This is a genomic window from Ectothiorhodospiraceae bacterium BW-2, assembly GCA_008375315.1.
Lineage (GTDB): Bacteria > Pseudomonadota > Gammaproteobacteria > Thiohalomonadales > Thiohalomonadaceae > BW-2.
Window position 1 is genome coordinate 3,622,606 of sequence record CP032507.1, and the last position, 19,959, is coordinate 3,642,564.

Sequence of the window (19,959 nt, forward strand, 5' to 3'; positions counted from 1 at the left end):
GAATGGCGTTAAATCTTAGAAAGAGGTACCACCCGTCACGCCTGAGGGAATATTTGAACAAATATCGGCATATGTTTGCGCGAATGTCGGTTCGGGAGCACCACTTCTTTCAGTACAGGCTATTTTCACTCGAGCCTCTTTGGCAGCTTCATCGCTTCCAGCCCCATTAACATAGGTTTTCCAATCCTCTAGGGTATATTGATCTAGCGTCTTGGCTGTCTCTGTGCTGGTAGCAGATGGAGTAGTTGTCGTCCCTCCAGTTGTACCAGTATTAGTTGCTGTAGCTGTAGCTGTAGCTGTATCGGTAGTTGTGGCTGTATCGGTAGTTGTGGCTGTATCGGTAGTTGTGGCCGTACCCGTATCAGTAGCCGTTCCAGTATCTGTTGCCGGAGGCGCAACAACGACTACCTTCTCTTGAATCGCAGCCGCCTCATTCACTAAGTTATCCAACTCTGCTTTACCTGTAGTCTCAATGTTATCAGTGGTAATTTCGCCTGTTACAATCTTGGCCGAAACCTGCTCTTTAACAATTTTGGTAATAGCAACCGCTTGTGAAATCGCTGTAGCGTCATTGTCATCAAGCGCAACGATGGCAGCCACTGCCTGCTTGGTCGCAGCCTTAACTACCTCTCTTTTGTCCTCTGTTACGCCGGAAGATTCCATCACCTCGCTCAGCACAGTATCATCACTTAGCTGACTATCCAGTGTCACCGGTGCCTCAGCCGTTGAAGCGGCGAGCTTCTCGGCAACATTTGTCAACGCAGCAGCCGCATTACCACCGTTATCACCGACTAGCTGTACTAACGAGACAATTTTAGCCGCTGCCTTTTGAAGCTTAACATTTTCAACCGGCTGCTTATCAAGATCATCAACCCCAACCCCTAAAGCAGATGCGGCAATTGTTCTCGCCTCCTCTGGGGTTTTTCCGGTCGCAGTAATCATCTCGACCATCGAGGTAATAGGTGTGACAACTTCCGCCCCTTCGGAGTCATTAAAATCACCATCTGACATTAAGTCACCGACATCAGCGCCTGAGACGGTATCGACACAGGTGGTTGCTTTAAGCTGACCTGTAGCCGCAGCAATAACTCGGTACTGCCCATCAGCAACAAAAGTTGCCGTATCTGTCCCTACCACCACGGTGGCACAATTGACGGCCGGATCAGAGATGATAATCCCCTTTAAGCTGACACTAGTGCCTGTATCCGTAGCTGTCGAAGTACCTGTATCCGTAGCTGTCGAAGTACCCGTACCCGTAGCTGTCGAAGTACCCGTACCCGTAGCTGTCGAAGTACCTGTATCCGTTGGAGCGGGATCATCGTCACTACTACATCCTACCGCCATAGCGACCGCACCTGCAATCAGCGTCATTTTCGCTAGCTGCTTAAAACTCATCTTTTGCATCTATCTACCCTCATTTGGAAGTTCGGTTAAAGTTAATTTTCAAGAAAAAAAATCTAAATAAAGTTGTTCAAATCACGAACCAACCCACGATTTACGCGATTAGGACCGAATCCTACTGCAATCTCTCCGTTTAGTCTAGCCCTTTGTCGAATAAATGTGAGCCCGTTAACTCTTCTCCGCCTGCTGTCGCTGCAACTGCCACAACCCAGCGTAGTGGCCATGATACCCTAACAGCTCGGCATGGCTACCCCGCTCGATAATCTCCCCCTGAGACATCACCAAAATCTCATCGGCATCAACAATAGTGGAGAGGCGGTGGGCAATGACTAGAGTCGCATGGTGACTTGCAAGCTGGCGCAGTGAGTGGAGGATGCTCTGCTCGGAGCGGGAGTCGAGTGAGGAGGTCGCCTCGTCAAAAATCAGGATTTGTGGCCGCTTTAAGATGGCTCTGGCGATAGCGATGCGCTGCTTCTCGCCGCCAGAGAGCTTCAGCCCCCGCTCACCTACCATGGTCTCATAGCCATCGGGCAAGGAGGTGATAAAGTTATCGATATCGGCCGCTTTAGCCGCTGCGATAATCGCCTCCCTCTCGGCCTCGGGGTTAGCGTAGCCGATATTGTAGGCGATGGTGTCGTTAAACAGCACCGTATCTTGCGGGACGATGCCGATGACCCGCCGCAGACTCTCCTGAGTCACTCGACGGATATCGGTGCCATTGATAGTAATCTCCCCCTGCTGAATGTCGTAGAAGCGGTAGAGCAGCCGCGCTAAAGTCGATTTACCCGAACCACTATGACCAACGACTGCGACCTTTTTACCGGGCTCTACCCGCAGACTAATCTGCTTTAAAATCGGCCGCTCTGGCTGATAGTGAAAGGAGACACGATTGAAGATAATTTCACCTCTCCCCACCTCTAGCTCGGTCGCATCGGGCGCATCGACAATGTCTGGTATTTTTTGCATTAGCTCAAACATCTGCGCCATATCGGAGAGGGCGTGTTTTACCTGACTATAGACCACACCTAAGAAATTGAGCGGGATAAAGACCTGCAGCATTAGTGCGTTAACCAGCACCAGATCGCCCATACTCATGTCGCCGTTAATCACCCCCTCGGCAGCGAGCACCATAATCATGCTTACCCCGAGTGCGATGAGCGCTCCTTGGGCGATGTTGAGCCCCGACATTGTCGTTTGGCTCATCACCGCTGCATCTTCCCACTGCGTTAATGTCTGACGATAGCGCCGATTTTCGTAGATTTCATTATTAAAATATTTAACGGTCTCGTAGTTAATGAGGCTATCAATCGCAATTGAGTTTGCCTCTGAATCGAGCGCATTCATCTTATGACGAAACTGCATCCGCCATGCGGTGATTTTAAAGGTAGTCAAGATATAGACCACCACGATCGCTAAGGTAATGATCGCAAACCATGGGGTGTACTGCTGCAACATAATTAGCGCCACTAGCAGTAGCTCCACCAGCGTTGGAATAATGTTGAATAGCATAAAGTTGAGCAGAGAGGCGGCGCTGCGGGCACCTCGCTCCATATCCCGTGCCAAGGCTCCGGTTTTGCGCTCCAGATGGTAGCGCAGCGAGAGCCGGTGGAGCTGATCTAGCGCTCGCAGCGAGAGCTGTTTCATGGTGCCGTGCCGAACTCGGGCAAAGACGACATCTCGTAGCTCATTAAAGAGCGATCCGGCTAGCCGCAATACCCCATAGGCAACCAGTAGCGAGATCGGCAGTGCCAGCTCGGCCACTGTATCGCTATCGAGATAGTCAACGATCTCCTTCATCATTAACGGTACACCGACGATAGCCGTTTTCGAGAGCACCAAAAACAGTAGCGCCAGCCCAGCTCGGCCACGATAGTCCCACAGATAGGGTAGCAGCGATTTTAGGGTGTCGAGATCGCGGCAATCCTCACGCGGCGGTTCGGTATGAAAGGTACGCATAGAGTCCGATCTATATTTTAAGTCGCTACAGCGTCTGGTGGAAGGGTAACTGCACCCGCAGCACCACCTCACCCTCACGACAGTTTTCGGCCCATATTTTACCCCGATGGCGCTGCACAATGGCGCGACAGATCGGCAGATCCAGATCGATGTTGTCCGTTTGGGTGCCAAAACGGTTCAAGTCGAATAGATGGCTTAGCTGCTCATCGCTCAACGGTTCGGAAGGGTAGGCGAGGCTCATTAATAGCACTCCATCGCCCCGCTCAACAGTTAGCCTAACGGTAGCGAGGTGCTGTCGCACTACCCTCGTGAGCAACAACTGCAATAGCTGCTGTAACCGCCCCTCATCCCCCTGCATTAACGGTAAATTGTCGGCCATCACTAGCGAGACGCCCCCCCCCTGTTGTGCCATCTGCGGTAGCAACCGATTCCACTCCTGCTCTATTAATCTATCCACTTGAAGTGGCGTTAAATTAATCTGTGCTTGTGCCCCTTCCAGCTCAGCTAACTCATGGATATCGTTAATAAACTGCAATAGTCTAACGCTGCTTTGGTTAATATTGTCGAAGTAGCGGCGCAACTTCTGTGGCGGCGCACTCTCTGCCCGCCGCTGTCCAAGGCTGGAGAAGCTAATGATTGCATGCATGGTATTGCGCAGCTCGTGGGAGGTATTTAGCATAAAAAGCGCCTTAATTTCGCTGTTACCTAGGGCTAAATCTTTTTCGTACCGCATACGGTTAAGCTCTAAACGGTCGCTAATCTCGCGCGATACGCCATAAAAACCGCCAAAAGCGCCGTTACTATCGAAAATCGGTACGGCATTGGTCTGCACTACGACCAGATTGTCTCTTTTCGATTGCAGATGGTTAGTCAGTCCTGTGATAGTGGCCAACTCGGCGGAATATGTCTGCAACACAACCTTCAGTGCCTGCTGCTCAGCGACGGTCGCTAGCTCATAGAACGGCCGCCCCATCACCTCGTTAACACTGTAGCCGGTCAGGGAGTGAATACGGGGGGTGATATAGCTGATATGTAGCTGCTCATCGCACTCCCAGATAATATCGGGCGAGCTATCGACTAGAGTACGAAAGCGTTTTTGGTGCCGTTTTAGTGCCTCCTCTGCCATCCGCTGTGAGGTCACATCCTGCAACACTCCCTCGTAGCAGATCGCCTCCCCTATCGCATTACGGTAAAAAGTGCCAAACATTGATATCCAGCGCTCCCCTCGCGGGTGGTGAATGCGATACTGAAAATCGAACTGCTCCTCCTGTAGCTCAAGCTGGCGCTCGAAGGCGTGGATCACCTCCTCTCGGTCGAGCTCAACAATTAACTCTCGCCAAAGCGAATAGTTAAGCGACTGTTTAGCTTCGACGCCTAACAGGCGACGACAATTATCGTCACAGTGGTAGTCGCCAGAGACGATATCGAGCGAAAAGAGCCCGGCACCGGCCACACCTAGCGCCTGAAACAGCCGGTATGGTTCGGTTAACAGCCTCTCAATACGGTTTGTTGCCGTGGTGGTAATGGGGCTATCCTCCACTGAAAAAATCCTCTAAAAATACTCTAAAGCGGCGTTAGTGTAACACGACAGCCCTTCCCATAGGGGTAACCGTTGCCTGCTCTTACCGCTTTTAACAGTTGCCACCACCGCCACGCTTCACTACCATTAGCGCTGTTATCCCCTATAGCGATGGAGATCACCTTTGACTGAGAAGAGAATTACCACTGTGCTATTCGATCTTGACGGCACTGTTGTCGATACCGCGCCCGATCTGACCGCCGCACTGAATCGGGTGTTAGCACAGCACCAAAAGCCCCCTCTGCCACTAGAGGAGGTTCGTCCGCACGCCTCGGATGGCACGGTAGCCCTAGTTAAGCTCGGTTTTGGCTACCACCGCGACGATCCTCGCTTCGAACCACTTCGAGAGGAGATATTGGCCAGTTATCGCGACCATATCGCCGATCACTCCACCCTATTTCTCGGCATGGGCGAGCTGCTGCTGCAACTACAGCAACAGCAGCTTAGGCTCGGCATCGTTACCAATAAACCGACCGCACTCACCCTGCCACTACTACAGCAGCTACAACTAACCTCGCTATGGGGTACCATCGTCTGTGGTGATACTCTACCACAGAGCAAACCCGATCCGGCCCCCCTGCTCTACGCCTGCCACCAACTTCGGACCGAAGCTGAGGCCACCCTCTATGTAGGCGATGCCCCTCGCGATATCGACGCTGGCAACCGCGCCGGCATGACGACCATCGCCGCAGCGTGGGGCTATCTCACCTCGCCGGAGCAGTGCCGCCACTGGGGGGCCTCTGCCACGATTCACCACCCGGGAGAGTTATTGGCGCTTATTTAACTCCCACTATGCCCTCTAACTCGCCACAACTACAACAGAGCCGCCGCCAAGCGCTGCGCTGCGCTCAAAACCACTACGAAAACTTTCCAGTCGCCCCGCGACTACTCTTCGACTCTAACCGCCGCTACGCGGTAGCCGCCATCTACCGCTTCGCCCGTGAGGCGGACGATATTGCCGACGAGCTCACTCTACCCGCCGCCCAACGCCTGCAACAGCTAACGCTGTTCGAACAGCAATTTTTAGCACAACTACAACAAAACACCCCCCCTACTCCGCGCTTTGCGGCCCTCATTGCCGCCATTGAGGCGTTTAACCTCAATCCACAGTGGCTGCTCGATCTACTGCACGCCTTTAAGCAGGACTGCACCCAGCAGCGTTATGCCGATATGGCCGCCGTGATGGCCTATTGTCGCTACTCGGCCAACCCTGTCGGCCGACTGCTGCTAGAGCTACACCAGATCACCCATCCGGCTGCCATCACTGCCTCCGATAGCCTCTGTAGTGCGCTACAGCTACTCAACTTTTTACAGGATTTAGCCCAAGATTGGCACGAAAACCGACGGCTCTATCTCCCCCTGCAACAGCTACAGCAGTTTGGGGTAACCGATACCCACTTCGAACAGCAGCTCAATGATCCCCCCATGCGCCAACTACTCCAGTGGCAACTAGCCCAAATCGCCCCCCTCCTAGCGCAAGGAGAGCAGCTACCGAACTATCTTCAGGGCCGTTTTCGGTGGCTAATACGACTGATTCTGGCCACGGCGACGACGCTCTACCACAAGCTCCACCACCAACCCCACCCCTTTAGCCGCCCGCGACTCTCGTTTGGCGATGCCCCCCGTATCGGCTACTATCTACTCCTCGGTTCCCCCTTTTCAACCCCCTAGGTATGCCCGTTTCACCATGACTCCCCCTCCTACTCAAAGAGCGGTATCGCTATCGCAGGCTGATCGCTACTGCTGGCAGCTTTTAGCACAGAGCGGCAGCACCTTTCGTATCAGCTTCTACTGGCTCAAACGAGAGAAGCGGCGCGGTATGAGCGCCCTCTACGCCTTCTGTCGCCTCATCGACGACTGCGTCGATAGTCACCTCCCCCCCGCTGACGCGGCAGCCGAACTAGCGAGATGGCGCGAGGAGCTACAGCATCTCTACCACGGCTCGCCACGACATCCGGTCATGGTAGCGCTCGCGCCCCATGTGGCGAGGTTACAGCTCCCCCAAAGCCATTTTGAGGCGCTGATTGAGGGGATGGAGATGGATCTTATACCGCAAAACTATGCCACCTTCGATGAGCTCTACCGCTACTGCTACCGCGTTGCCGGTGTAGTCGGCCGGCTCAGCGCCACCCTCCTCTCCCCCCAGCGGCACGACTTAGGCGAGTATGCCGAAGCGCTCGGTATCGCGCTGCAGTTGACCAACATACTGCGTGATTTAGAAGAGGATCGGCAGCGACAGCGACTCTATCTACCGCAACAGGAGCTACAGCACTATCGACTCACTCCCGCCGATTTGAGGCTGCGCCACCACCCTAGCGTCATCGAACTGCTACAATGTCAGGCCGAACGGGCTCAATCGTACTACCGCAAGGCGATTAGCGCTCTCCCCCTTGAGTGCCGTCATGAGCAGCTAAGCGCCCTAATGATGGCCGCCCTCTACCACCGCCTCCTACAGAAGATGGTGCGACAGCGCTTTGCCCACCCCGCCCCCTCGTTGAACAAAAGGGAGAGGCTCGCCGCTATTATTAGCGTGTGGCGTCAACAAAAGTCACAGAGTCTGTTTTGATCTACGATACTGCCATCATTGGTGCCGGCTGGGCCGGCCTTGCCGCTGCGCTCATATTGGCCCCCGAACAGAAGATTGTCCTCATTGAGGCCGGCAGAGATGCCGGTGGCCGAGCCAAGAGCGCCCAGCTACTCGACGACCACCTCGATGCCGGCCAACATCTGCTCATCGGTGCCTACCAACAGACACTACAACTGTTACAGAGCCTCGGCTCACACTCAGACTACCAGCGCCTGCCGCTCCAGCTCCACCTTGAATCGACTACCGCCCCCCCGCTACGACTTACCCCCCCCAAAATCGCCGCACCACTCCACCTACTGCTAGCGATCATGAACGCTCAAGGGGTGAGCCGTCGGGAGCGCTGGCGTTTAATTCAGGGAAGCCTGCATCTAGTCAACCATCGCCATAGCGCCAAGCTAACCGTCGCTGAGCTATTAGAGTCACTCAACCAACCACAGTCGCTGCGCCAACGCTTCTGGTCGCCGCTCTGCCTTGCCACTCTAAACACCCCCATTGAGTCGGCCTCCGCCACCCTGTTTAGCACTGTCTTAAAGCAGAGTTTCAGCCACAGCCATCGCCACAGCGATCTTATTCTCCCGCAGCAAAATTTGACCCAGCTCTTTGTCACCCCCGCCCTCTATCGTCTGCGGCAGTTACGACAGCACATTATGCTCTCGCAGCGAATCGAGTCGATTCAACCGCACCACGGCACCTTTCTACTACAGAGCCACCACCGCACGATTCATGCCCGCGAACTCATTATCGCCACCGCCCCCTGGCACCTGCCGCCACTACTTCGATACCTCCCCCCGCTACAGCCACTCGGCCAGCAGCTAGCCAAGTGGCCGGTACACGCCATTGCGACCCTCTATCTGCGCTACCCTCCCCAAATCGAACTGAGCTACCCGTTTATCGGCCTGCTAGAGGGGCCGGCAGAGTGGCTGTTTGATCGCCGTTTCAATGGCCAACGAGGCGTCATGGCGGCGGTAATCAGCCACCCCACAGCCACTACCGAGCGGCAACGCCTACTACAGCAGACGCTACAGCAGTTACAACACCACTTCCCCCACTGGCCGACACCACTAAAAACAACTCTAGTGGTAGAGAAACGGGCCACATGGGCCGCCACCCCCGAGGTGGAAGCAGAACGCCCGAACAATCGCAGCGCCGTAGAGCGACTCTGGCTCGCAGGCGACTACACCCAAGGCCCCTACCCCGCCACGCTGGAGGGCGCGGTGCGCAGCGGAGTGGAAACCGCACAGCAGATCCTCCACAATAGCGGCCACTAACCCCCCATACGCTTAACCTAACCCGATGGAAACTATACGATGTCTATACCACACCCCCTCATGAGCTACCAGCCACCACCACAGCTACTTGAGCAAAAGGTGATCCTAATTACCGGTGCCGGAGAGGGTATCGGTGCCGCCACCGCTCGGGCTACAGCTCGCCATGGCGCGACCACCATCCTGCTTGGCCGCACCATCGCCAAACTGGAAGCGGTCTATGATCAGATCGTTGAGAGCGGTGCCCCACAACCGGCCATCTACCCGCTCGATCTCGAAGGAGCGACAGTTAAAGATTATCACGACCTTGCCGCTACCCTGAGCAAGGAGTTTGGTCGTTTAGATGGCTTGGTACATAACGCTGCTCAACTCGGAGCGCTCTCCCCCATTGAACACGCCAACCCCGAACGCTGGTTAAAGGTAATGCAGGTCAATTTAAATGCCCCGTTTTTGCTAACTCAAGCGGTGCTAGGCCTGCTAAAGGCAGCTGAGGAGGCCTCTATTATCTTCACCGCCTCTAGTGTGGGACGCCAAGGTCGCGCCTATTGGGCCGGCTACGGGGTCTCGAAGGGGGGAGTTGAGATCTTGATGCAGACCTTAGCCGCAGAGCTAGAGAGTCATACCCGCATTCGGGTCAATTCACTCGATCCCGGTGCGGTGCGTACCAGTATGAGGGCTCGCGCCTACCCTGGCGAGGATCCCCAGCAGCTACCCGCTCCCGACGCCCTCAGCGGTAGCTATCTCTATCTGCTCGGCAGCGATAGCCGCCACCTAACTGGACAGCAGCTAACCGCCCAGTCATAGCCTCGACCGGTGCGTCAAATTGTTGACGACACCGGCGTTCCCCCTCGAAAAAACTTAATAAAAACATTTATAATTAATTACTTAAAGTAATTGGCATGCTCTTCGCTAATTCGAGTACAGGCAACGAAGAGGATGGAATAATGGCTTTACAACTAGCAACCCTAAATGAAGGACTCCCCCTAACCGCTCCTAAGCGGCATTCGCGTCTGCGCGAGGATAGCCTCGCAATCACACTCGCGTTACAGACCACACTAGAGTTAGAATCGATGCTCAAAATTCTGTTAAATGAGCTGCGACACGCGGTGCCGATCGACGGCATGGGGTACCGTCACAACGACTACGGCCTCGCCTATCAGCTCGATGGCGTAGGGCGCCATAGCTGTAGCTATCGACTAGAGCTGCTAAAGCAGCCTTTAGGCGAAATTACCTTCAGCCGCAAGCGTCGTTTTAACCGCGAAGATATGGCTCGGCTAGAGAGGCTGCTAGTAGCCGCTCTCTACCCGCTCAATAACGCCCTACATTACCGTGAAGCGCTCCAGCAGGCGCAGTGCGACGCCCTAACCGGCGTCGCCAACCGTCACGCCTTTAACGATACCCTATTACGAGAGCTCAACCGCAGCCAGCGCACTCAGGAGCCACTGTCGCTTATGGTGCTCGATATCGACCACTTCAAACGAGTTAACGACACCTTTGGCCACCAAGTCGGTGATGAGGTGCTGTGTCGAGTTGCATCGGTTATCGAACAGACCATTCGGGTTACCGATCGCCTGTTTCGCTACGGCGGAGAGGAGTTTGTGGCCATTTTGCCCAACACTAGCCGCGAAGGGGCGGTGGTCATTGCTGAGCGAATCAGACAAGCGGTAGCCGAGCTAACACTCACACAGCAACAAAAACCACTACCGGTCACGATTAGTATCGGCGTTAGCCACTATCGTATCGGGGAGGCGTCTGCTGCGATCTTTGAACGAGCCGATCAAGCACTCTATCGCGCTAAAAATGGGGGAAGAGATCGGGTGGAGAGCGAGAATTGAATCGAGTTGCAAATAGAGTGAGGTGCTCACGGCTAGTCGATGCTAGGGTGCCCTGAACTTAGCGTAACTGTCAACCTCAATGGGATCACGCGGGTTTAATCGACCCCCACTGATGGCAGCCAGGACAGTGCCAGTGGAGCTGTTGCAGTGTCAGACCACACTGCTCACAGCGGTAGAGTAGCTCTCGGCGACAGAGCTGTTCAATGAGCTGCCGCAGTGAGTGGTAGAGCGGGCTCTGCGGTGCTAGCGGCGAGGTAGCCCCCTCCTCACTCTCATAAGATAGCAGGCACTTTAGCGCCCACAGTGAGGGGTGATGACGAATAAGCTCCCGTAGTAGCGCCGGGATCTCGCTGGCTATCGGCTCTGGAAATCGGATCGCGTCCATCGCCGCCACGACCGAAGAGTGGCGGTGACAGAGCAGTTGCCGCAGCAGCGGAATCACCTGCTCCGGCTGCTGTAGCGCCAAATAGCAGCGGGTTAGCGGTGCCACTATTTCAGCGACAAAGAGGCTATCTTGCTGCACCACCCGTCGATAGGCCGCTATCGCCGTCAAAAACTCCGCCGCCTCCTCGGCCAACGCCCCTTGCAACAGACTCGCCCGTACCGAACCGCTATCCCACTCCAGTGCCAGTGCGATATAGCGCCGCCGCTCAGCTACCGAGCCACTCTCCTCCGCCAGTTGGCAGTAGTAGTGGGCCAAAATTCTGCCATAGTGGGACTGATGCTGACATAGCCGCTCGCAGATGGTTGCCGCTCGTGGCCAGTCGCGCTCCTGATCATAAAGCCGCAGTAACTGTTGCAGCGCAACCCAGCGATAGGGAGTCGTACTCAGCTGGTAATAAAGCTTTTCGGCCCGATCAAATAGCCCCGCCTGCCTATAGCCATTTGCTAACTCCATACGCGCCTTATCTCGAACGGCGCTCTCTAGGGTGTAGTCGTTTAGTAACGACTCATAGAGCATAATCGCTTGACTGATCTCTCCTCGGCGAAGATGGAGAGCCGCCAGAACAAAACGCAGCGCCACCGATGGGCTAGTCCCCTCCCCTAGATGGTGCAGCAGTGATAGCGTCTTCTCCTCGTCATGCTCTAACAGATGGTTTAGCCCCTGCAGATAGCTATCAGAGAGTCGATCTTGTTCGGTCAGACTGCGCTTTCGTGCCACCCGCATCCCCAGATACCACCCTGAGAATGCAGCGACTGGCAGAAGTGCGGTAACTAGATGGAACAGTAACTCACTCATAACACTCCCTGCCATAAACGGCAAAGCCGCCTCCCTAGGCTGGGGAAACGGCTTACCGAATCGACAATCTTGCTAGCGCAGCTTACTGGTTATTCATCTGCTCTTTAATGAGATCGCCTAAGGTCGGAGTTACCGGAGCGGAGCGGTTGTAATCGTTAACCGCAGCCTGCTCTTCGGCCACATCCTTCGCTTTAATGGAGAGGTTAATGATGCGATTTTTACGATCAACGCCGATAAATTTCGCCTCGACCGCATCGCCCGGATTGAGCAGATTACGCGCATCATCGACTCTTTCACGCGAGAGCTCAGAGGCGCGAACATACCCCTCCACCATATCGGCCAGATCGATAACCGCCCCACGACCATCGACTTCGCGCACGGTACCGGTAACGACACTCCCCTTCTCATGCTCGGCAACATAGTTGGAGAAGGGATCGATATCGAGCTGCTTGATTCCCAACGAAATCCGCTCCCGCTCAGCGTCGATAGCCAGAATAACCGCCTCGACCTCTTCACCCTTTTTAAAGTTACGCACCGCATCATCACCGGTATCGTTCCAAGAGATATCGGAGAGGTGTACCAGACCATCGATCCCCCCGTTAAGACCGATAAAGATACCAAAATCGGTAATCGATTTAATATTACCGGAGATTTTATCCCCCTTGTTATGTGAGGTAGCAAACTCCTCCCAAGGGTTAGGCACACACTGCTTCATGCCGAGTGAGATACGGCGTCTGTCGGGGTCGATATCGAGTACCATCACCTCGACCTCAAGACCCGCAGAGACCACTTTAGAGGGGTGGATATTTTTGTTAGTCCAATCCATCTCAGAGACATGAACTAGCCCCTCAACTCCCTCCTCAATCTCGACAAAGCAGCCATAATCGGTCAAGTTAGTGACTTTGCCAAAGATGCGAGTCCCTTCAGGGTAGCGTCGCGCGATATCGGCCCACGGATCTTCGCCTAACTGCTTCAGGCCGAGAGAGACACGGTTGCGCTCGCGATCAAACTTAAGCACTTTAACCTCAATCTCATCACCGACCGCGACCACTTCACTCGGATGTTTAACCCGTTTCCAAGCCATATCGGTAATGTGTAACAGACCATCAATCCCACCGAGATCGACAAAGGCACCGTAGTCGGTCAAATTCTTAACCACGCCGATGACCACCTTGCCATCTTCGAGACTCTCAAGCAGCGCTTCACGCTCTTCACTATTCTCGCTCTCCACCACGGCTCGGCGGGAGACCACCACATTATTGCGCTTGCGATCGAGCTTAATCACTTTAAACTCAAGCTCTTTATTCTCCAGATAGGCGGTATCGCGCACCGGACGAACATCGACTAAAGAGCCGGGTAAGAAGGCGCGAATATCTCTAAGCTCAACCGTAAAGCCACCTTTGACCTTATCGATAATTCGACCAGAGACAATCTCATCCTCTTCATGAGCCCGCTCCAGACGGCCCCACATTTCAGCCCGTTTCGCCTTCTCTCGTGAGAGGCGGGTCGCTCCAAAACCGTCTTCGACTGCTTCCAGAGCCACATCGACCTCATCACCGACAGCAATCTCCAGTTCGCCGTTCTCATTTATAAATTGCTCTACGGGGATCACCCCCTCCGACTTCAGGCCAGCATTGACCATAATCACATCGGGGCCTATAGAGACAACGGTACCTGTGACAATAGTACCGGGACGCATTTGGGTATCTTTTATGCTCTCTTCGAACAGTTCAGCAAAGCTTTCGCTCATGATCGTCTATTAACCAATTAAATATTCAGCTTCAGACCGAGTCAGACTCGCATCAGAGTTTGACCGGGTGAAAGTTACAAATAAAAATACAGGCTAACGCCTGTACACCTGTTAAGTCATGCACTCAACCACACGACTCACCACCTCATTCAGTGTCAGCTGCGAAGTATCTATCACCAAGGCATCCTCCGCCGGCCGCACTGGCGAGACACTACGCTGGCTATCGCGCCTGTCACGCTCTTCAATATCACGCACAAGGCCGGATAGGGTAACATTGAGCCCTTTGTCGTTCAACTGTTTATAGCGCCGTTTGGCACGAACTTCACTCGATGCGGTTAAAAAGAACTTATAATCGGCCTTAGGAAAGATGGTTGTGCCCATATCTCGACCATCGGCAACCAGCCCAGGTGGGCTAGCAAAGTCGCGCTGTCGCTGCAATAACGCCTCTCGTACGGCCGGTAAGGCGGCTACCATAGAGGCCTGTTTGCCTACCGTTTCGCTCCGAATGTGTGCCGAGACATCAACGCCTGCTAACCACGCGGTCACCAGCTCCTCTGCCGGATTGAGACGAAACTCGATATCGAGCTCTCGTGCTAGCGCCGCCACCGCCCCCTCATCCTCTAAGGCCAGTGCGTTATCTACCGCAGCTAGGGCTGTCAGACGATAGAGCGCTCCGCTATCGAGCAGATGCCAGCCAAAGCGGGCGGCTAGTTGCCGTGCAACCGAGCCCTTACCAACACCACTGAGGCCATCAAGCGTCACAATGGTCACGCTCATGCGAAAAGCTCCTGTAACGGCAACCCACACTCGGTCGCTAAGTTGACAAAACCGGGAAATGAGGTCGCCACATTAGCACAATCGGTAATCGTTATCGCCGCTTTCGCTCTGAGGCTAGCCATCGCAAAAGCCATCGCAATACGGTGATCCCCCTGGGAGTGAATCGTCCCCCCACCCCAAGCGCTCTGCCCCTGAATCACGATCCCATCCTCGGTTACCCGATGGGTAACGCCCAGCGTCGTTAAGCCAGCGGCCATCACCGCAATACGATCACTCTCTTTAACCCGCAGCTCTGCCGCACCGGTTAATACCGTCTCCCCCTCCGCTGCCGCCGCCGCGATAAAGAGCGCCGGAAACTCATCGATAGCAAGCGGTACCTGATCCTCAGGAATAGCGATGCCGTGGAGCCGACTCTGTGTCAGACGCAGATCGGCTACCGGCTCCCCCCCTACCTCTCGTTGATTAAAGAGCTCGATAGTCGCCCCCATCTGCCGCAGGATGTTAATCACCCCAATACGGGTCGGATTGATGCCGACATGGCGCAGGGTCACCTCCCCCTCTGCTGCAATGAGCGCACCGACCATAAAGAAGGTCGCCGAGGAGATATCGGCCGGCACATCGATATCGCAGCCGCTTAACTCTCCACCCCCTTTCAGGCTCATCGACGCCCCTTCAGTCAGCACCTCATACCCAAAACCGCGCAACATCCTCTCGGTATGATCGCGAGTCGGTGCCGGCTCACTCACCCGCGTCGTCCCCTCAGCATAGAGTCCTGCTAGTAGCAGCGCCGATTTAACCTGCGCTGAGGCGACCGGCAGCCGATAGTCGATCCCCCGTAGCGCCACCCCCCCACGAATCTGCAGCGGCGGGGTTCCACTACAGCTACTATCGATAACCGCCCCCATGTGAGTGAGAGGCTCGGTCACCCGTCGCATCGGCCGCTTGGTTAACGAGGCATCGCCAATTAAGGTCGAATCGAACGACTGCCCCGCTAACAGCCCCGCCATGAGCCGCATTGAGGTGCCGGAGTTCCCCAAATTGAGCTCGCCTTGAGCGCCCCTTAACCCCTCCCGACCAACGCCGTGAATGATCACCTCCCCCGCGCCAGCGAGCTCAATCGTCACCCCCAGACGCCGAAACGCATTGAGCGTAGCCAGACTATCCTCCCCCTGTAGAAAACCGCGCACGCAGGTCACACCGTTAGCAATCGATCCGAGCATAATCGAGCGGTGCGACATCGATTTATCCCCAGGTACCCGAATATCGCCTAGTAGCGCGGTGGCCGGTTGTAGTTGATAGTTCAGTGACATGGTAAAAAGACTCCGTAGGGTAGGATTAAGAGGGGGAGATACATACGGTCAAGTCCATTGCTGTTAATTGCTCTGCGTGCCTATATCTGTCCGTGACGGTCGATATAGCTGTCGCGCTCCGCTTTAGCGTGCCGATAGAGTGTTAATACCGCCTCACTATCACCACGCTCAATCGCTAATGAGAGCTCTGTTAACTGCTGCTGAAACTGTGCGACCACCTGCAACAGCGCAGCGCGGTTACTGAGGGTAATATCGTGCCACATCTGCGGATCACTCGATGCAATACGGGTAAAGTCCCGAAAGCCGCCGGCGGCAAAGCGAAAAATATCGTCGTGATCATCCAGCTTAGCCAAGGTATCGACTAGCGTAAAGGCGAGTAGGTGGGGCAGATGGCTCGTCGCCGCGAGCACCTCATCATGCTTAGCCGCAGCCATCTTGACCACCTCAGCTCCAGCCATCTGCCACAGGCGGCTCACCTGTTGCAGCGCCTTTGGCTCGGTCTTCTCTAACGGGGTTAAAATCGTTTTTCGTTGATAGAACAGCGTCGCCTCTGCCGCCTCCACCCCGCTCTGCTCCTTGCCGGCAATCGGATGCCCCGGTACAAATCGAGCCGGGATCTCCCCCCACGCCGCTCTAGCCGCTGCGATCACCGACAGTTTAGTGCTGCCCATATCGGTAATAAGCAGATCAGGCCGCAAAAATGGCTGTAAGTCGGCAAAGATTGCCGCCATCGTCCCGACCGGTGTCGCTACCACTATGAGATCACTAGCGGGTACTAAGTCGGCTAGATCGGTACTGTAGTGATCGATGACCCCAAGCTCTACGGCTCGGCGCAGCGCTGTTTCAGAGCGGCCATAGCCATAGATCGTGCCCTCATAACCGCCTCGGCGCAGTGCTAGCGCAAAGGAGCCGCCGATCAGGCCGACACCGATAAGGGTGATGCAGGTCACAGCCACACGCTAACAGCCATTCTCTATAAAATACGATCTATCGCAGTGGCAATCTGTCGCAAACAGCCCATTAATTGATTAATCTCTGACGGAGAGATGGCTTGATCGGCATCACACCAAGCATCACACGGTGTGGGATGCACCTCAATTAACAGCCCATCGGCACCGGCGGCGACCGCTGCGCGGGAGAGCTCCGGCACCATCCACGCTTTGCCACCTGCGTGGCTCGGATCGACAATCACCGGCAGGTGGGTCTCTCGCTTTAACACCGGTATCGCGGTTACATCGAGCATATTGCGATAGTAGGTCTCAAAGCTGCGCACCCCGCGCTCGCAGAAGATAATATTGTGGTTGCCGCCGGCAGCGATATACTCGGCCGCCATCAGCCACTCGTTAATAGTCGCCGCCATACCGCGTTTTAAGATCACCGGTTTATGCACCCGCCCCACCTCTTTGAGCAGATCAAAATTCTGCATATTACGGGTACCAATTTGAATCACATCGACATCGTGCTCCATAAAGGTATCGAGCATCCGAATATCCATCAGCTCGGTCACAATCGGCAAGTTGTGGCGTTTGGCGGCGTTGCGAAATATCTCTAACCCCTCAACCCCCTTCCCCTGAAAGCTATAGGGGCTAGTACGCGGTTTAAAGGCACCGCCTCGCATTAGCCGACAGCCGGCAGCGGCTACCGCATCGGCAGCGGCATCCATCTGCGCTTGGGTCTCGACCGAACAGGGACCTGCAATGACCTGAATCTCTCTCCCCCCTAAGGGCACCCCGTTAATATCGATAAGGGTGTCCTGCTCGTGGTAGGAGCGGGCGACAATTTTATACGGCTTCATGACCCGAATCACCTGTTCGACTCCCGGCAGCGCCTGCAGCAGCTCCTTATCGGCCAGATTCTCATCCCCAAGCGCCCCGATCACGGTGCGCTCAACGCCCCGAGAGACATTGCTCTCTAGGCCAAACTGTTGCAGTTTGTTAACCACGCCTTCGACATCGGCATCGCTAACTTTTGAGTCCATAATAATAATCATCAGGGCTTCAGTCCTTCACTATAGTCACATAAAAATGTTAGGCAGAGAGACTCTGCCGCAAGGCCTCGATAAAGAGCTGGTTCTCCTCCTCCAGACCGACACTCACCCGCAGAGAGTCGGGCAGCTCGTAGTTGGCCACCGGACGCACAATCACCCCCTGCTGTAACAGTTTTTGATAGAGTTTGGCGGCATCTATCGGCGCCCGAAAGGTGATAAAGTTGCCGATAGAGTCGATAAAATCGATCCCCATGGCGTTAAAGCTCTCACTCAAATAGTCCAGGCCCTGCTGATTGAGTCGAACCGCCCGCTCAATATGGCTTACATTCTCTATCGACGCGGCAGCGGCTGCCAAGGCCAAACTATTGACATTAAAGGGGGGGCGCAGCCGGTTCATGAGATCAGCTAGCTCCGGTGAGCTAAGGCTATAACCGCAGCGCAGCCCAGCTAGGCCGTGCGCTTTAGAGAAGGTGCGCGTGACCATCAGATTGGGAAACTCCCCTAGCCATTGGGAGCTATCGGCTATCTCCTGCGGCCTCAGAGAGTGGGCATACTCAAAGTAGGCCTCATCGATAACCACCACCACCTCTTCAGGTAGCTGTTTCATAAAGGCGTAGATAGTGCGGCTTGGCAGCCAGGTTCCAGTCGGATTATTGGGGTTAGCGATAAAGATAAGCCGCGTTTTAGGGCCAACGCTATCGGCCATCGCCGCTAGATCGTGGCCATACTCCCGTGCCGGCACCGCGATGCCGCGACCACCGACAGCGAGGGTCAAGAGCGGGTAGAGGGCAAAGGCGTGTTGAGAGTAGATCACCTCATCCCCCTGATTCACTAGGGCGCGAAGAATAAACTCCAGTGGCTCGCTAGAGCCATTTCCCAAGGTAATCTGCGCTAACTGAACACCGTGGTGGGCCGCCAGACGCTGCTTTAAGCGATAGCCGCTGCCATCGGGATAGAGCCAGCACTCCTCTAGCTGCGCTGCCATCGCTGTTTTAGCGCTTGGCGATGGGCCGAGGGGATTTTCGTTAGAGGCGAGTTTAACCACCCGTTCCAGCCCTAACTCGCGCTGTAGCTCCTCAATCGGCTTTCCCGGCAAGTAGGGGGTGAGCCGCTGAACCGCCGCCACCGCTTTCGCTCTAAAATCGAGAGCCATAGTGCCTCCTACATGACCGCCCGCGGAAAAGAGCCCAAAATCTTAAACAGCGTCGCCTCCCGCTCCAAAATTTGCAGCGTTTTGGCAATCGGCGGATCTTGTGAGTGGCCATCGATATCGACAAAAAAGAGGTACTCCCACAGCCCGTTACGGGAGGGGCGCGACTCGATACGGGTCATTGAGATACCATGATCGGCCAAAGGTTGCAGTAGCTGAAACAGCGCTCCGGGACGGTTTCGGGTCGAGAGCAGCAGCACAGTCTTATCATCCCCACTCGGGGGAACATCGCTCCGACCTAAAATAAGAAAACGGGTGGTATTGTCGGGATTATCTTCGATATTGCGATCGGTAATCGCTAACCCATAGATATCGGCTGCCGTCTCGCCGGCAATCGCAGCGGTATCGGGCTGCTCGCTCGCCCGTCGCGCCGCCTCGGCATTACTGCTCACCTCAATTAGCTCGACCTCACTGAAGTGGTGGTTCAGCCAGCGCCGACACTGTGCTAGCGATTGGGCATGGGAGTAGATACAGCGCGGATCGCCGCGCGACTCGCTACGACGCATCAGGTGCTGATGGATACGAATCGTCACCTCACCCGAGATTTTAAGTGAGGAGTCGATAAGCAGATCGAGTGTATGGTTCACCACCCCCTCGGTCGAGTTCTCTACCGGAACGACCCCGTAGTCCACACTACCGGAGCTGACTTCACGAAAAATATCATCAATCGTCCGCTGTGGCACCGTCACCACCGAGTGGCCAAACTGTTTTAGCGCCGCCGACTGAGTAAAAGTCCCCTCCGGCCCTAAAAAGGCGACCACCATCGGCTGCTCTAGCGCCAGACAGGCCGACATCACCTCTCGAAACAGCCGCGCCATCTCTTCAGCAGAGAGTGGCCCCTGCTGGCGCTGCTTAACGGTACGCAGCACCTCAGCCTCCCTCTCAGGTCGATAGAACTGCACCTCCTGCTCACCGTCTAGCTGCTTGATAGAGGCGACCTCCTGCGCTAGGGTGGCTCGCTCATTTAATAGCTGCTGCAACCGCTCATCTAGCACATCTATCCGCTGACGAATCTCGTTTAACCGTCCCACTGCTGCCACACTCAACTCCTGCACATGGCGG

At 55.1% G+C, this 19,959-nt stretch carries 17 protein-coding genes and 1 pseudogene; 7 read left to right on the top strand and 11 right to left on the bottom strand.

What is annotated here, in order from left to right; all coding sequences use genetic code 11:
• Positions 1 to 15: 15 nt before the first annotated feature.
• Complete coding sequence (locus D5085_16990; GenBank protein ID QEP44680.1) at positions 16 to 1,140, bottom strand: hypothetical protein; 1,125 nt, start codon at positions 1,138 to 1,140, stop codon at positions 16 to 18.
• Positions 1,141 to 1,174: 34 nt separating this feature from the next.
• Between D5085_16990 and D5085_16995 the strand changes: the two are divergent.
• A pseudogene (locus D5085_16995) lies at positions 1,175 to 1,306 on the top strand (relaxase).
• A 263-nt stretch (positions 1,307 to 1,569) separates the two neighbouring features.
• Here D5085_16995 and D5085_17000 read toward each other — a convergent pair.
• Positions 1,570 to 3,357, bottom strand: a complete 1,788-nt coding sequence (locus D5085_17000; protein QEP44681.1) for an ABC transporter ATP-binding protein/permease — start codon at positions 3,355 to 3,357, stop codon at positions 1,570 to 1,572.
• A 25-nt stretch (positions 3,358 to 3,382) separates the two neighbouring features.
• Positions 3,383 to 4,897 (bottom strand): PAS domain-containing sensor histidine kinase, encoded by a 1,515-nt coding sequence (locus D5085_17005; protein ID QEP44682.1) that lies wholly within the window; start codon positions 4,895 to 4,897, stop codon positions 3,383 to 3,385.
• A gap of 163 nt (positions 4,898 to 5,060) precedes the next feature.
• On the opposite strand from D5085_17005, the gene D5085_17010 reads away from it, so the two are divergent.
• The 6 genes from D5085_17010 (at position 5,061) to D5085_17035 (ending at position 10,623) form a co-directional block, all read left to right on the top strand.
• Positions 5,061 to 5,720: an HAD family hydrolase gene (locus D5085_17010; protein QEP44683.1), complete on the top strand. Its 660-nt coding sequence runs from the start codon at positions 5,061 to 5,063 to the stop codon at positions 5,718 to 5,720.
• 8 nt (positions 5,721 to 5,728) lie between these two features.
• Complete coding sequence (gene hpnC / locus D5085_17015) at positions 5,729 to 6,607, top strand: squalene synthase HpnC (protein QEP44684.1); 879 nt, start codon at positions 5,729 to 5,731, stop codon at positions 6,605 to 6,607.
• Positions 6,552 to 7,502, top strand: coding sequence for a squalene synthase HpnD (gene hpnD / locus D5085_17020; protein ID QEP44685.1), 951 nt, complete (start codon positions 6,552 to 6,554; stop codon positions 7,500 to 7,502). The genes hpnC and hpnD overlap by 56 nt, the downstream gene beginning before the upstream one ends.
• Positions 7,469 to 8,791, top strand: coding sequence for an FAD-dependent oxidoreductase (locus D5085_17025; protein QEP44686.1), 1,323 nt, complete (start codon positions 7,469 to 7,471; stop codon positions 8,789 to 8,791). Before hpnD ends, D5085_17025 begins: the two co-directional genes overlap by 34 nt.
• Before the next feature lie 60 nt (positions 8,792 to 8,851).
• Positions 8,852 to 9,592 carry a YciK family oxidoreductase gene (locus D5085_17030; GenBank protein QEP44687.1) on the top strand — a complete coding sequence of 247 codons (741 nt, stop codon included), beginning with the start codon at positions 8,852 to 8,854 and terminating at the stop codon, positions 9,590 to 9,592.
• Positions 9,593 to 9,687: 95 nt separating this feature from the next.
• Positions 9,688 to 10,623, top strand: coding sequence for a GGDEF domain-containing protein (locus tag D5085_17035; GenBank protein QEP44688.1), 936 nt, complete (start codon positions 9,688 to 9,690; stop codon positions 10,621 to 10,623).
• A gap of 85 nt (positions 10,624 to 10,708) precedes the next feature.
• Here the strand turns inward: D5085_17035 and D5085_17040 are convergent, their stop codons facing one another.
• The 8 genes from D5085_17040 to pheA all read right to left on the bottom strand — a co-directional run bounded on the left by D5085_17040 (position 10,709) and on the right by pheA (position 19,952).
• The gene (locus D5085_17040) at positions 10,709 to 11,863 is read right to left on the bottom strand and encodes a hypothetical protein (protein QEP44689.1); all 1,155 of its coding nucleotides are present in this window, start codon (positions 11,861 to 11,863) and stop codon (positions 10,709 to 10,711) included.
• Positions 11,864 to 11,945: 82 nt separating this feature from the next.
• Positions 11,946 to 13,613, bottom strand: coding sequence for a 30S ribosomal protein S1 (locus D5085_17045; protein QEP44690.1), 1,668 nt, complete (start codon positions 13,611 to 13,613; stop codon positions 11,946 to 11,948).
• A gap of 111 nt (positions 13,614 to 13,724) precedes the next feature.
• The gene (locus tag D5085_17050; GenBank protein ID QEP44691.1) at positions 13,725 to 14,390 is read right to left on the bottom strand and encodes a (d)CMP kinase; all 666 of its coding nucleotides are present in this window, start codon (positions 14,388 to 14,390) and stop codon (positions 13,725 to 13,727) included.
• Entirely contained in the window at positions 14,387 to 15,700 is a 1,314-nt protein-coding gene (aroA, locus tag D5085_17055; protein ID QEP44692.1) for a 3-phosphoshikimate 1-carboxyvinyltransferase, read from the bottom strand. The genes D5085_17050 and aroA overlap by 4 nt, the downstream gene beginning before the upstream one ends.
• Before the next feature lie 80 nt (positions 15,701 to 15,780).
• The gene (locus tag D5085_17060) at positions 15,781 to 16,656 is read right to left on the bottom strand and encodes a prephenate dehydrogenase/arogenate dehydrogenase family protein (GenBank protein ID QEP44693.1); all 876 of its coding nucleotides are present in this window, start codon (positions 16,654 to 16,656) and stop codon (positions 15,781 to 15,783) included.
• 17 nt (positions 16,657 to 16,673) lie between these two features.
• Entirely contained in the window at positions 16,674 to 17,690 is a 1,017-nt protein-coding gene (gene aroF / locus D5085_17065; protein QEP44694.1) for a 3-deoxy-7-phosphoheptulonate synthase, read from the bottom strand.
• Between the two features lie 37 nt (positions 17,691 to 17,727).
• Positions 17,728 to 18,840: a histidinol-phosphate transaminase gene (locus tag D5085_17070; protein QEP44695.1), complete on the bottom strand. Its 1,113-nt coding sequence runs from the start codon at positions 18,838 to 18,840 to the stop codon at positions 17,728 to 17,730.
• Between the two features lie 8 nt (positions 18,841 to 18,848).
• Positions 18,849 to 19,952: a prephenate dehydratase gene (gene pheA, locus D5085_17075; protein QEP44696.1), complete on the bottom strand. Its 1,104-nt coding sequence runs from the start codon at positions 19,950 to 19,952 to the stop codon at positions 18,849 to 18,851.
• Positions 19,953 to 19,959 lie beyond the last annotated feature (7 nt).

What these genes read in the sequence shown, in the direction of transcription:
- D5085_17040 (QEP44689.1), bottom strand. Translation starts at nt 11,863, where the DNA reads ATGAGTGAGTTACTGTTCCATCTAGTTACCGCACTTCTGCCAGTCGCT.
- D5085_17030 (QEP44687.1), top strand. Translation starts at nt 8,852, where the DNA reads ATGAGCTACCAGCCACCACCACAGCTACTTGAGCAAAAGGTGATCCTA.
- D5085_17070 (QEP44695.1), bottom strand. Translation starts at nt 18,840, where the DNA reads ATGGCTCTCGATTTTAGAGCGAAAGCGGTGGCGGCGGTTCAGCGGCTC.
- D5085_17045 (QEP44690.1), bottom strand. Translation starts at nt 13,613, where the DNA reads ATGAGCGAAAGCTTTGCTGAACTGTTCGAAGAGAGCATAAAAGATACC.
- aroF (QEP44694.1), bottom strand. Translation starts at nt 17,690, where the DNA reads ATGATTATTATTATGGACTCAAAAGTTAGCGATGCCGATGTCGAAGGC.
- D5085_17000 (QEP44681.1), bottom strand. Translation starts at nt 3,357, where the DNA reads ATGCGTACCTTTCATACCGAACCGCCGCGTGAGGATTGCCGCGATCTC.
- hpnC (QEP44684.1), top strand. Translation starts at nt 5,729, where the DNA reads ATGCCCTCTAACTCGCCACAACTACAACAGAGCCGCCGCCAAGCGCTG.
- hpnD (QEP44685.1), top strand. Translation starts at nt 6,552, where the DNA reads ATGCCCCCCGTATCGGCTACTATCTACTCCTCGGTTCCCCCTTTTCAA.
- aroA (QEP44692.1), bottom strand. Translation starts at nt 15,700, where the DNA reads ATGTCACTGAACTATCAACTACAACCGGCCACCGCGCTACTAGGCGAT.
- D5085_17035 (QEP44688.1), top strand. Translation starts at nt 9,688, where the DNA reads ATGCTCTTCGCTAATTCGAGTACAGGCAACGAAGAGGATGGAATAATG.
- D5085_17050 (QEP44691.1), bottom strand. Translation starts at nt 14,390, where the DNA reads ATGAGCGTGACCATTGTGACGCTTGATGGCCTCAGTGGTGTTGGTAAG.